This is a genomic window from Carnobacterium sp. FSL E2-0243 (assembly GCF_038003605.1).
Taxonomy (GTDB): Bacteria; Bacillota; Bacilli; order Lactobacillales; family Carnobacteriaceae; genus Carnobacterium; species Carnobacterium maltaromaticum.
Window position 1 is genome coordinate 2,190,471 of the sequence record NZ_JBBOPM010000001.1, and the last position, 12,910, is coordinate 2,203,380.

General features: G+C 34.3%; 15 protein-coding genes and 2 other annotated features. All 15 genes read right to left on the bottom strand.

Annotated features, from left to right (window positions below; translation table 11 throughout):
* Positions 1–51: 51 nt before the first annotated feature.
* Positions 52–1,242, bottom strand: a complete 1,191-nt coding sequence (locus MHI00_RS10255; protein WP_010050540.1) for an acetate/propionate family kinase — start codon at positions 1,240–1,242, stop codon at positions 52–54.
* A 31-nt stretch (positions 1,243–1,273) separates the two neighbouring features.
* Positions 1,274–2,281: a class I SAM-dependent methyltransferase gene (locus tag MHI00_RS10260; protein WP_010050539.1), complete on the bottom strand. Its 1,008-nt coding sequence runs from the start codon at positions 2,279–2,281 to the stop codon at positions 1,274–1,276.
* A 241-nt stretch (positions 2,282–2,522) separates the two neighbouring features.
* Entirely contained in the window at positions 2,523–3,896 is a 1,374-nt protein-coding gene (dcuC, locus tag MHI00_RS10265; protein ID WP_341113382.1) for a C4-dicarboxylate transporter DcuC, read from the bottom strand.
* Positions 3,897–3,914: 18 nt separating this feature from the next.
* Positions 3,915–4,829 carry a ribonucleoside hydrolase RihC gene (rihC, locus tag MHI00_RS10270; RefSeq protein ID WP_015076088.1) on the bottom strand — a complete coding sequence of 305 codons (915 nt, stop codon included), beginning with the start codon at positions 4,827–4,829 and terminating at the stop codon, positions 3,915–3,917.
* A gap of 134 nt (positions 4,830–4,963) precedes the next feature.
* A complete protein-coding gene (locus tag MHI00_RS10275) occupies positions 4,964–5,977 on the bottom strand; it encodes a LacI family DNA-binding transcriptional regulator (protein WP_341113385.1) in 1,014 nt (337 codons plus the stop codon).
* Positions 5,978–6,258: 281 nt separating this feature from the next.
* Positions 6,259–6,546, bottom strand: a complete 288-nt coding sequence (gene rpmA / locus MHI00_RS10280; protein ID WP_015076086.1) for a 50S ribosomal protein L27 — start codon at positions 6,544–6,546, stop codon at positions 6,259–6,261.
* A gap of 36 nt (positions 6,547–6,582) precedes the next feature.
* Positions 6,583–6,915: a ribosomal-processing cysteine protease Prp gene (locus tag MHI00_RS10285; RefSeq protein ID WP_010050454.1), complete on the bottom strand. Its 333-nt coding sequence runs from the start codon at positions 6,913–6,915 to the stop codon at positions 6,583–6,585.
* Positions 6,916–6,932: 17 nt separating this feature from the next.
* Positions 6,933–7,241 (bottom strand): 50S ribosomal protein L21, encoded by a 309-nt coding sequence (gene rplU / locus MHI00_RS10290; RefSeq protein WP_010050453.1) that lies wholly within the window; start codon positions 7,239–7,241, stop codon positions 6,933–6,935.
* A gap of 15 nt (positions 7,242–7,256) precedes the next feature.
* Positions 7,257–7,332, bottom strand: a sequence feature (ribosomal protein L21 leader region).
* Between the two features lie 81 nt (positions 7,333–7,413).
* Complete coding sequence (locus MHI00_RS10295) at positions 7,414–8,091, bottom strand: amino acid ABC transporter ATP-binding protein (RefSeq protein WP_010050452.1); 678 nt, start codon at positions 8,089–8,091, stop codon at positions 7,414–7,416.
* An 87-nt stretch (positions 8,092–8,178) separates the two neighbouring features.
* Complete coding sequence (locus MHI00_RS10300) at positions 8,179–8,808, bottom strand: amino acid ABC transporter permease (RefSeq protein ID WP_010050450.1); 630 nt, start codon at positions 8,806–8,808, stop codon at positions 8,179–8,181.
* A 43-nt stretch (positions 8,809–8,851) separates the two neighbouring features.
* The gene (locus MHI00_RS10305; RefSeq protein WP_341113394.1) at positions 8,852–9,631 is read right to left on the bottom strand and encodes an amino acid ABC transporter substrate-binding protein; all 780 of its coding nucleotides are present in this window, start codon (positions 9,629–9,631) and stop codon (positions 8,852–8,854) included.
* 25 nt (positions 9,632–9,656) lie between these two features.
* A complete protein-coding gene (locus MHI00_RS10310; protein WP_015076084.1) occupies positions 9,657–10,478 on the bottom strand; it encodes an amino acid ABC transporter substrate-binding protein in 822 nt (273 codons plus the stop codon).
* An 85-nt stretch (positions 10,479–10,563) separates the two neighbouring features.
* Positions 10,564–10,816: a binding site (T-box leader), on the bottom strand.
* 34 nt (positions 10,817–10,850) lie between these two features.
* Positions 10,851–11,639 carry a septum site-determining protein MinD gene (gene minD / locus MHI00_RS10315; RefSeq protein WP_010050445.1) on the bottom strand — a complete coding sequence of 263 codons (789 nt, stop codon included), beginning with the start codon at positions 11,637–11,639 and terminating at the stop codon, positions 10,851–10,853.
* Positions 11,639–12,331 (bottom strand): septum site-determining protein MinC, encoded by a 693-nt coding sequence (locus tag MHI00_RS10320; protein ID WP_010050444.1) that lies wholly within the window; start codon positions 12,329–12,331, stop codon positions 11,639–11,641. Before MHI00_RS10320 ends, minD begins: the two co-directional genes overlap by 1 nt.
* Positions 12,332–12,388: 57 nt before the next feature.
* Positions 12,389–12,910: a rod shape-determining protein MreD gene (gene mreD / locus MHI00_RS10325; RefSeq protein WP_010050443.1), complete on the bottom strand. Its 522-nt coding sequence runs from the start codon at positions 12,908–12,910 to the stop codon at positions 12,389–12,391.

A 12,910-nucleotide genomic window follows, 5' to 3' on the forward strand; every position in this document is an offset into this window, starting at 1 on the left:
AAAAGAGTAAAGATGTCAGAAACTGACATCTTTACTCTTTTTATTTTACTATTATTTACTTAAACGCTCAACATCACGAGCAATCATAACTTCTTCGTCTGTTGGAATTAATAAGACTTTTACTTTTGAATCAGCTGTCGAAATAACACGTTCATCACTACGAACATTGTTTAATTCAGCATCCATTTCACAACCAAAGACTGTAATACCATCGATGATTTCTTTACGCATGTGAATATCATTCTCACCAATACCAGCAGTAAAGATGATAGCATCAACACCATTCATTGTTGCAATATATGAACCAATGTATTTTTTGATACGGTCTGCAAAGATACGTAATGCAACATTCGCATTTTCATCTGTTAATTGAGCAACTTCTAAGTCACGCATATCACTTGAAATTCCTGATAAACCTAGTAAACCAGATTCTTTATTTAAGATATTGATGAATTCGTTAATATCTGTAATATTTAATTTACCCATTAAATAAGCAATTAATGAAGGATCAATATCGCCAGAACGAGTTCCCATTGTTACACCAGCAAGTGGAGTGAATCCCATAGATGTATCAACTGATTTTCCACCGTCAATAGCTGTAATAGATGCACCATTACCTAAATGACAAGAAACTAATTTTAATTCTTCTAATGGACGACCAAGCATTTCTGCTGCACGTTCTGAAACAAATTTATGAGATGTTCCGTGAGCACCATATTTACGTGCTGCAAAATCTTCATAATAGTTCATTGGGATACTGTATAAATAGCTTGTTTTAGGCATTGTTGTGTGGAAAGATGTATCAAAAACTGCCACACTAGTAATTTCTGGCAATAATTTTTTAAACGCACGGATTCCTGTTGCATTAGCTGGATTGTGTAAAGGAGCTAATTCAGATAACTCTTCAATTTGATCTAAAACATTTCCTGTAATTAGTGCTGAATCTTTAAAGATTTCGCCACCAGCTACAACACGGTGACCGACACCTGTAATTTCATCAAAGCTACCAATGATTTTTAATTCAATCAATTGTTTTAATAACATTTCAACTGCAAATTCATGGTCATTAATATCTAAAATTTCTTCAAATTTTTGACCTTCACCGTATTTAATTGTGAAAATAGAATCATTTAATCCAATTCTTTCCACGATTCCTTTAGCGATAACTGTTTCTGCTGGCATTTCAAATAATTGCCATTTTAGACTTGAACTTCCGGCATTAATTGCAATTGTTTTTGTCATTTTTTATAAGTCCCCTTTTATAGTTAATTTATTAATTATTCTCTTTTTTCCAAGTGTCAACTTCATTCATAAAACGCAGCATAGCTGCTTGATTTTTAAAGTCGGGAATTTGCGCAAGTAAAACTTGTTTCGCTTGTTTTGCTTCTGCGCCTTTCTTTTGAATCAAGAGAATTGATTTACGTGAGTGTTCTGTTTTAAATAATTCCTTTGGTAAATGTAACATACCTTGTAAATAACTTGTTTCTTGAATAAATTTTGTCAAAGCCGGAGCCTCTTCTGTTTCAAATAGTTGAGAAGGAACTAGAAATACGCCTACTCCACCTGGTTTTAAATAATGAACACTTTGTTCTATTAACAGATGATGTGCATACGAATGACCTGTTTTGGCTTTCGTTTTAAAGTCTGTTACTCGCTCATCTAGTGGATAAAAACCGACCGGCAAGTCACTAACGACAACATCAACAGGATCAACTAATAAATCTTGAATAGCATCTTGATGAATCAGCTTAATTGACTGTCTCTGAAGCCCTATTAGTACCGATGCAAGGGAAAGCAATAGATCATCAATATCTACTCCTTCTGCTTCCACCACTATGTTTTTAAGTGTTAAGTGATTGTAGATAGTTGATAACAGGTTTGCTGTTCCAACTGCAGGATCAAAAATACGAATCTTAGTAGCCTCATCGCCAATCATTTTTTCAATAATATAACTCATTATGAAACCAATTGCATCTGGTGTCATCTGATGGTTAGCTTGTAGATTATCTACTTTAGCACCTTTTAATAAGGCTAACTGAAAAGCTTTTCTGATTTCTTCTGGAGTTACTTCATCTTTTTCCCATTGCGCATACAAACGATTTAAACGCTCAATAACGGCTTCGGTTGGGACGCCTTCAACTTGTCTTGCTTGTTTTCCATCAATTAGATTTTCTCCAGTTTCCAAAAGAGCATCTAAATAAGAACTATCTAGCTCATTTTTCAATACTAACGAAGATTCATCTAAAAGTTTAAATAATTGTTCAATTTGATTGATGGTCAACGTACATTCACCTCTTCTTCACATTCTAAACATAACACGAACCAAAATAGTCAATCGCTTGTTATTATTAGGTCACAGCTACTTGTCCTATTCTATCTGATATTGTGCTTCTTTTCAAGATAAAATTATTATGTTCCTATTATTCATTTCTTTTTAACTTCACTAAGATACTTCGTTATTATTTTTATAAAAAAAACTTCTTAAAAATGAACACACCATTTATAAGAAGCTTTTTTGCATTTTAATAAGGCAAAATTAATAACGACGACACAATCACAGAAACAATACCTACAATGGTTGGGACGCTGGTCCTTTTTAGAACTCGAACAGGTGAAACCCCAACAGTTGAAGCAACAATCATAACCACCGCTGCCACAGGTGAAATAGTCCTAGCCAAATTGGCAATCATTTGCATTGGCAACGTAATTAAAATTCCGTCCACACCTGCTTTATCTGCAATATTCGGGATTAGTTCAATCACCGCATAAAACATAGCTAGTCCTCCACCACTTAAAATGCCAAACAATGTTGTTGCACCACTAAAAATAAACATTGTGACAATACCAGCTGATGTTGAGGATTCAACAGAAGAAAGAAGACTATCAATAACTCCTAATGATTGGATAGCTGTAGTAAAAAGAGAGCCTCCCACTACCAACATCACTACTCGGCTAAAACCTTGGCCCATGCCATTGAACATTTCAACAGCTGACAACTGGACTGTTTTAAAAGAACGATAACGGCATGTTTCAATCAAAACTGCAATAAAGAAAGCAATCATTGTTAATACAAAGATATCCATCGTAATTCCTTTTATAACTATACTCATAATCCCAACAATTAAAATTAAGAGTAATGGCATTAATGGTAAAATTGCATAAAAAGTAGGTGTATTACTTTCTTCAATCTTTTCTAGCTTAGCTTGATCCATTTCGATAAAAGCACTAGCGCCCTCTTTTTTATCACAGTATTTCTGCCAAAAATAGTGTGCCACTGCAATAATGAATAGTGTTGGAATGGATATTTTTGCATTCCACATCACATAATTTAATAAGTCATAGCCTAATGTTTCTGCCGCAATAACGTTATCTGCTCCTAAAGGTGTAGGCATGATAGTTGCAGTCATCGCGATCACTCCGGCTGCAGTTAGGGAAGAAATACCAATACCTTGTAACATAGGATATAGAATTGACATTAAAATAATCGCTAAACTCGATGCACTTGGGATAACTAAAGACATTAAGTTTCCTATTAGAAAAATAATGGGTACAAATAGAGCTTTAGCTTTAATTTTCATCATTGGTTTCACTAATAAATTGACGGCAACTTGATTGGCCCCAATTTTATTCATGTACCCTGAGTAGCCAAATAAAATCATAATAACTAAGCCCGCTGATTGAACTTGCCCAATAATCGTATCTTTAAATTTCATAAAAATATCAAAAACACCTAAACCTGTCCCTTCTCCAGCTGGATATAACGGGTGGCCTAGTATAACCGCACATGCTAATAAGACTAATCCTCCACTAATTAAGGTCAGAATTGGATTATAGTTTTTAATAATTAAGTACGCAACAACTCCTAAAACAAGTATAACTAAAAAAATTTCAATCATTTTTCTTTCATCCCCCCTCTATTGATTTTTTTGCAACTCTTTTAATGTCCAATGACGAAATTTTTCTACATCAATTTCTAAACAAACGGATACATTTGTAGTTGTATGGTAATTCATTTTTAAATCAGCAATTACAGCTCCAGCAGCTGGCCCTTCTAATTGGATTTCTGCATGGGTTAGTTGTGTTTTAAACATTTCTGGTTGAAGTAAATAAGCAATAGCGCAAACATCATGCATTTTCAAACCGGATTTCAAACTTCCTCCACGATAATGTTGGAAGAGTGCATAAAACATTTCTCCAACTTTTCCGTAAGTTTTGATTTGTTCATTTTCAACTGAGGTTAAAACCGCTGTGTCCGTAACATCTAAGCCAACCATTGTAATTGGAACACCTGCTTGAAAAACCATCTGTGCAGCATGAGGATCCACATATGTGTTAAATTCAGCAATTGAGTTCGTATTCCCTCTTGACAGTGTCCCGCCCATCATAACAATTTCCTCAATATTTTCTTTCACTTCTGGATACATAGTAAATAATAAGGCAATATTAGTTAGAGCTGCAATCGGTACCAACGTAATTTTTTCTGGACTTGCTAAAATATATTTTTTCAATGCTTCAACAGCGTGAATAGATAGTTCTTTATTTTGCGACTCAGGAAACTCATATCCATCCATACCTGATTCTCCGTGAACATCACTAGCAGTTTCCAGCTCTTTTAGTAATGGCCGATCAGCACCTTTAGCAACTGGGGTCTCTTTCCCTAAAAATGTCACTAATTTCAAGGCATTTCTCGTTGTTTTTTCAACATCTACATTTCCTGCTACAGTGCTAATTAATTTAACATCAAGCTCTTCACTATTTAATGCAATTGCAATTGCAACTGCATCATCAATTCCTGGATCTGTATCAATAATAATTGGTCTTCTTGTCATTTTATTTTCCTCCTAGTTCATTTGACTATCTTGCCGTCTTGGATTCGTGATTATATTTATAACTGAATTCTATTTTTTATATTACCCTAAAAATGAAACGTTTCATTTTTATTGTTTTACTATTCTATTTACCCTTATTTTATAGATTGGATTGAATCCTCGATCAATAACTCACAAGTAAATACTGTGCTTTTAGATTTTACATTTTCTGGTTCTCTAATGGCTTTTAATAATTCTTCAGCGACAAATTCTGCCATTTTATCAACTGGTTGGATCACCATTGAAAGTTTTGGTGTTAGAATTGTTGAGATTTCAGCAGAATCAAAACCAATTAAAGAAATATCCTCTCCTATTCTTTTCTGGTATGAATTAAAACATTCTAAAGCTCCAACGGTCATATCATAATTTGTTACAAAAATTGCTGTGGGGACATTTTGCAACTCAAATAATTCTTGGCAGGCATCATAACCACTTTTTTTTGAAAAATCACCGTAAACAATATATTCTGGTTTTAAAGAAACTCCTTGAGAATTTAAAGCATCCTGGTAACCTAAAAGTCGTTCTTTAGAAGTATAGCCCCCTTTGTCTCCTACAATAATTCCAATTCTAGTATGTCCTTTTAGAAGAAGCCTTGTAACTGCCTTTTTAGCCGCCTGACGATTATCTACAACTACATGGTCAAACACTACATTTGATTCTAGATAGCGATCTAAGACAATAACTGGAATGAATCCATTCATTTTTTCTAGCCATGTAGTTAAAAAGCGATTTTTAGCTGGCGGAATCACCAACAAACCATCCACACTTTGATTAACTAGATTTTGTAATTTTTCTGAATCAATTTCTTCATCGCCTGTAACCACACAAATCATCACAACATATCCATTTTGAGCTAAGTATTTTTCTGTAATGGCCACGATTTTTGTTGAAAACGTTAGCTCTAAAGAAGGAATAATGATTCCAATTGATTTTGACTCTTTTGTTCTTAAACCTCGTGCAAATAAATTTACTTTAAAATCTAAAAATTCAACTGCCTCATCAATTAATACTTTATTTTTTGGTTTTACAGATACACCATTTAAATATTTTGAAACTGTTCCTAAAGATAAACCCGTTCTTTCGACGATATCTTTTATCGTTGTCGCCATTTTATCACCTCCTGAATAAAAATTTTGTTGAGCCGGTTAGCTCGGCAGAAAAATAAGGGAATTTGATGTGACACTTTTTGTCACCTCGCATTTTCATCTTTTTCTCGAGGAGTTGGCTCATAAAAACTAGCCTTTTAAAATGAAACGTTTCATTCTACACAAAAAGAAAACGCTTACTGTTTTTAATTTAACATATGTTCTTATTGAAGTCAAAGCTTTTCAGTAAATAAAAAAGAAGGAAAGAGAATCAACTTCTCTTTCCTTCTTTTAATTGGTTAGACTTATTGAGCAACTGCAGGGTATACAGATACTTGTTTTTTGTCGCGACCTTTACGTTCGAAGCGAACTACACCATCTACTTTAGCAAAAAGTGTATCGTCTCCACCAATTCCAACGTTTACACCTGGGTAAATTTTAGTTCCGCGTTGACGGTATAAAATTGAACCACCTGTAACAGTTTGACCATCTGCTCTTTTAGCGCCTAAGCGTTTAGAGTTTGAGTCACGTCCGTTAGTTGTAGATCCGCCACCTTTTTTGTGGGCGAAGAATTGTAAATTCATTTTCAACATATGAGTTGCACCTCCTGAATGTTTTCTTTTTTGTATTTATTTTATTATTTTGACATACTCAGGATACTCTTCTACGATAGTCCCTATTGACAACAGAAGACTCTCTAAAAGAATCTGAGCTATGTGTGACTGCTCACGATTAATATCTTGGATAACTTCAACATAAAGATGTCCACCATTTTCTTCATCCATCTCAACTAGTGGTTGGAATCCGGCTAAGGCTTCGATACTATTTGTTGCTCCAAAAGTCAAAGCTGATACAGCGGCACACACAATGTCACTGCCATCGGGTCCTGACTCTGCATGTCCAGTAATTTCGAAAGAAACTAGGTTTCCATCTTCATCACGCTTGAATAGTGCTTGAATCATTTTGAACACCACTTTTCTTATGCGTTAATTGCGTTAATAACAACTTTTGTATAAGGTTGACGATGACCTTGTTTACGGTGAGTATGTTTTTTAGGTTTGTATTTGAACGTAGTAACTTTCTTTTGTTTACCATGTTTTTCTACAGTACCCTCAACAGTAGCTCCTGCGATTGTTGGCGCTCCAACTTTTGTTTCTTCGCCACCTACTAAGATTACTTCATCAAAGCTAACAGTTTCACCAGCTTCAACGTTTAATTTTTCAACGTAAATTGCTTGGCCTACCTCAACTTTAACTTGTTTTCCACCTGTTTTGATAATTGCGTACATTTATTCGCACCTCCTTATTAGACTTAGACTCGCCGTCGTGAGCGTCACCTAGATGAACTTAAGACTCATTCCCGCGCGGTTGTAGTTGTGGTGCTACACATTTACAACATTAACATCATAACAAATATACCCTGCTCCGTCAATGTTTTTATTGAAATGAATCCATGAAAACTCATTTATTGATGAATTCTTCTGAACTAACAACTCGAGTTCCTATATCTTCAGCAAATTCTAAATCATGAGTAACAATTAGAATTCCCGTTTGATCTGTTGCGATTTTTTGAATCATTTTTCCAATTTCGACTGTAGATTCACGATCCAAAGCCGATGTAGGTTCATCAAAACATAAGATTTTAGGATTGAGCATCATCGCTCGTGCAATAGCAACTCTTTGTTTTTGGCCACCGGATAATGTACTAGGCATAACTTGAATTTTATCGCTTAATCCAACTTGTCCTAATAACTCTTCTGCCTTTTTTATTAAATTTGATTTTGTATCTAATTTTTGAGCAATCGGGGCCTCTAAGCAATTTTCTAGTACCGTTAGATTAGGAAATAGTTGATAATCTTGAAAGACCATCCCGATTGAATTATGATAGGCACGAATATCTTTTTTTGATGCATAAACACTCTGTTCATTTTTCGTTTCACATAACAATTGATTGCCAATTTTAATTGTTCCGCTATCCGCTTTTTCTAAATTATTGATCAGGCGCATAAGGGTTGTTTTCCCAGTTCCTGACTTTCCGACTAGGGTAACAATTTCGCCAGCAGCGATACTAAAATCAAAGTTTTGAATAACTGGTAGCCCATTAAATTTTTTTGTTACATTTTTTACTTCTAAAATCATCTATCTTCACTCCTTTTATTCAAAAATTAACACGAACTTTTTTCGTCTGAGATTCTATCTAAGTAATACTTTTCTATCCAGATAAAATTAAAAACGAACTTTTTTTTCAATTTGATTTAAACCAAGTGTAACAATGCCCGTAATCGCTAAATAAACCAATCCGACAGCTACAAATGGAATTAATGATGCATAAGTATTAGCAGCTATTTGCCCCGCTCGAAGTAACTCACCTAAGCCGATTACATAAATTAATGAGGTATCTTTAACCAATGAAATCACTTCATTTCCAACAGATGGCAAGACCACCCGGAAAACTTGTGGCAGAATGATTCTTTGGAAACCACGAATTTTCCCAATTCCTAAAACTTGAATGGCTTCAAATTGACCAACTGGAACGGCTATGATTCCGCCGCGAAAAATTTCGGCGTAGTAAGCAACGTAATTTAAACTAAAAGCAATGATTGCTGCGGAAAAACGATCTAATGTAATCCCAACTAATGGCAACCCGAAGAAAACAATCATTAATTGGAGCAACAAGGGTGACCCACGCATAATATAAATATAAACTTGAATAAAAAAGGAGATAAATTTCGGTGCATAAACCCTAGCTAATGCTACCAAAAACCCTAAAGGAATACTAATAATTAATATAATAAAAAAGAGTAACAATGTCATTTTCAATCCATCTAATAAAGCGGGAATTATCTCCGTTATCATTTACTTCACCTCATAATTTTCTTTAATAATCTAGTTGATTTGTCTACTCACTAAACCATTTATTGACTATTTTTTCTTTCGTTCCATCTTCTTCCATTTCTTTCAAAGCTTGATTCACTTGTTTTAATAATTCTTTATCTGCTTTACGAACACCTACCGCAATGTTTTCAACACAAAAATTTTCTTTTAAAATGCGATAGTTGTCTTCACCTTTTTGCTTAATTGTATAACGGCCATATGTTTCTCCTACTATGATCGCTTCGCTTCTCTTGCTATCCAAATCGTTAAACACATCATTATTCGAAGCGTACGTAACCATTTCGCCTCCTTTAAATGATTTTAACAACTCTGGTGCATCTTGGCTTAAAATCGTAACAGCGCTAGAAGATTGTTGCGCAGCGACTGTCTTGCCTGCTAAATCATTTTTCGTTTCAATTGGACTATCTTTTAAAACAATAATCGCTTGACCAATTTCTAAATAAGGTGTACTAAAATTAACTTTTTCACTACGTTCAGGATTCATCGCATACCCATTCCAAATTAAATCAATATTACCAGAATTTAGCTCTGTTTCTTTCATCGCCCAATCAATTGGCTGAAATTCAATGTCAACATTTGCACGTTTACCAAATTCCTTAGCTAAATCCACATCTAAACCTACAATTTTACCAGCCTTATCTCGATAACCCATCGGTACAAATGTATCATCTAAACCAACAATAATTTTATTCTTTTCATTTGTATTTGCCTTTGTTTCACTTTTGCATCCCCCGATTACAAAAGCTAAACACAGCAGACTAACTAAAATTAATTTCTTTTTCATCTTTATTCCCCCATTTTCAACTTATTTATTTTTCTTTGCCAAACCATGTTGCATAAATCTTATCGTAGGTGCCATCTGTTTTTAACTCGGCTAAAGCTTGATCAATTTTTTCTTTTAACTGCTTATCAGCTTTACGCATACCAACACCGTATTCTTCCTTACCAAAATTTTCAGTCAAAATACGATATTTTTCAGCACCTTTCAAACTAATATAGTATCTAGCTAATACCTCATCGGCAACTGCTGCCTCACTACGTTTAGCTTCAAGATCATTAAATACATCATTGTTAGATGGATATTGAACTAAATCACCTGTTTTTAAGTCCGTCAAAGTAACCTCGGAATCGTTTTTCACTGCATCAACGGCACTAGAAGACTGTTGAGCGGTCACCGTCTTACCTTTTAAATCTGATTTCTTCTGAATTTCACTATCTTTTAAAACAATAATCGCTTGACTATTGTCTAGATACGGAGTTGAAAAGGCAACTTTTTCTTTTCTTTCTGGTGTAATTGTATAGCCATTCCAGATTAAATCAATATTACCTGCATTTAGTTCTGTTTCTTTCATCGCCCAATCAATTGCTTGAAATTCAAGTTTTAAGTCTAATTTTTCACCTACAGCTTTAGCTAAATCAACATCAAAACCTACAATATCACCATTATTATCACGATAACTCATCGGTGCAAATGTATCATCTAACCCAACAACAAGTTTTCCATTTTTTTCAATTTGACTATATGAGTCTTGTTCTTTTGCTTCTTTTTTATTTCCTGCTCCTGATTTGCCACACGCTGCAACTAAGATAAATACCCCTGCTATGACTAAGATCATTTGTAATTTTTTCATATTTTTTTACTCCCCTTTTTCTTTTTTTTAGTGCTTGTTTTAGCTTGTAAAACAAAAAAAGTCCTTTGACTCTCATAATTGAGAATCAAAGGACGATGTTTAAGTATCGTGGTTCCACCTTTATTCGTAGCTTCTTCACAAAAGCTACCTCTTCACGTTCAAGCTTCTAAACGCTAGTCCTATAACGGGAACTCCCGGGATAGTTTACTGCTCACATATGGAGGTTCAACTGCCAGCTCAGAGATGTGTGTTCAGAATCTAGTTCCTTGATTGCTTCCCACCAACCGCAATCTCTCTAAAAATTCACTAGTCTTACTTTTTCTCTTCAAAGCTTTTTTCTAATCATTTTTTAATAGTATAGCACACTCTTAATTATTTGCCAAATATTTTTTGAAAAAAGTTTTTTTTCTCTTTTTTAAAGGACATTAAAGGAACTGTTTCACCTAAAATACGACGCGCTATATTGCGATACCCTAATGAAGCTGGATTTTTAGGATCTAAAACAATTGGGTCTCCCTTATTAGATGAACGAATAACACTATCATCATCAAAAACGATACCTAATAAATCAATCGATAAATGCTTCGTAATTTCATCGATATCCAATACTTCACCCTCTTGCATCATACGTTGACGAATACGATTAATAATCAAACGAGGTGATTCCATTTCCGTTTGTTCTAATAATCCAATAATTCGATCTGCATCACGCACAGCTGATATTTCTGGTGTTGTAATAACAATCGCACTATCTGCTGCTGCAATTGAATTTTTAAAGCCTTGTTCAATTCCAGCTGGACAATCAATTAAAATATAATCATAGTCTGGTCGTAATTGATCCACGATTTCAATCATTTGTTCCCCACTAACAGAACTTTTATCTGCATTTTGTGCAGCTGGTAATAAATAAAGATTATCATTAAATCGTTTATCTTTAATAATCGCTTGATGCAGTTTTGCTCGCTCTTCAACAACATCCACAATATCATAGATAATTCGATTTTCTAAACCTAGAATAACATCTAAATTACGAAGTCCAATATCCATGTCGATCAAACATACCTTTTTCCCTTGCAATGCTAAAGCTGTTCCAATATTGGCTGTTGATGTTGTTTTACCAACTCCACCTTTACCAGATGTAATGACAATTGCTGTCCCCATTAAAATAATCCTCCTGTCACTTTGCCCATCTTAGGTCGTATCGTTCTTAATTTATCTAATCCTTCAAAATCTAAAATATGCAAGTCATTAATATATGCAAATTGTTTTTCGTCCGTGCCAGCTTGATTTTTAGCTTTATTTTCAATAATTTGTACACTTTCAGCAATTCGAATTTGTGCATCTGTTTGAAAATCAGCCACAACAATAGCTTCATTGTCTCCATCAAACCCAGCATGAGCTAGACCTAAAAGCTCTCCCAGTATAAAGATACTTCCGCTAGCCCGAATCGTGCCACCTGGATGAATCTTTCCAATTAATAAAATATCACCTGGTGCTTGCAAAACTTGTCCACTTCGAATCGTTTGAATCTCCATCTGCAAGCTGTTGCTTTCGTGCCATTCTGTGGCCTGTTGATAGGTCAATACTTCAGCGCTAATTTTCTTTAACTGAAATTGACTTTTGCTACTAATCTTTTCAGTAATCTTAGCTTTTTCATCTTCTGAAAAAAGTCGCATCCCTGTTTTCACTTCTAGACTGATTCCTTTTTGGACTTCTTTTTGTTCTTTATTTTCAGAATGTAACTTTTCAAGTAATTGATCTAAATCACTTAGTACTGTTTCAAAAGCAACACTTTCATCTAAAGTCAAAACAAAACCGTCTTTCGTCCCTTTTAACGTCACACTTTGTTTCATTTTCATAACCTCCAACACCATTTGTTACTTTTCACACTCAAGCTTATATTTTCTGCTCTAGCTCTCAGTAAGCTTTAAAATAGTTTTTTTCAACGGAAAATATAGAAAAATAAAAATCGCACTATTTAGAAGCAACGTAGGTCCCAGACGTTCCGCCAAGAAACTATTAACGTCCATCGTATTTTGACCTAAGACTTGATAGAAAAGGTAAAGCGCTCCCTCAACCATACTAAGATTGATAATTAACATCATTCCCACGACTAAAACATTCGGGTTTAATACTTTTTTTAACTTTTCGGTAATATAAACAATTATTGGAAATAGGGCTACATATACACCTAAAACTCCACTGTAGTAACTATCATACAGTAAACCAAAAATAATTGCATAAAGCAACATTTTATTTCTAGGAAGATAAAAGGACATCATCACAAAACTAATGACTATAAGACGAGGAACTAAAACAAAGTTTCCATCATAAAACGTTTTAGAAAATAAAGCAGCTAAAACTCCATCAATCAGAAAAAAACAAAAAATAATTAGCGGTGGTAAAAAACTTTTCTTTAAATTCATGTTCAT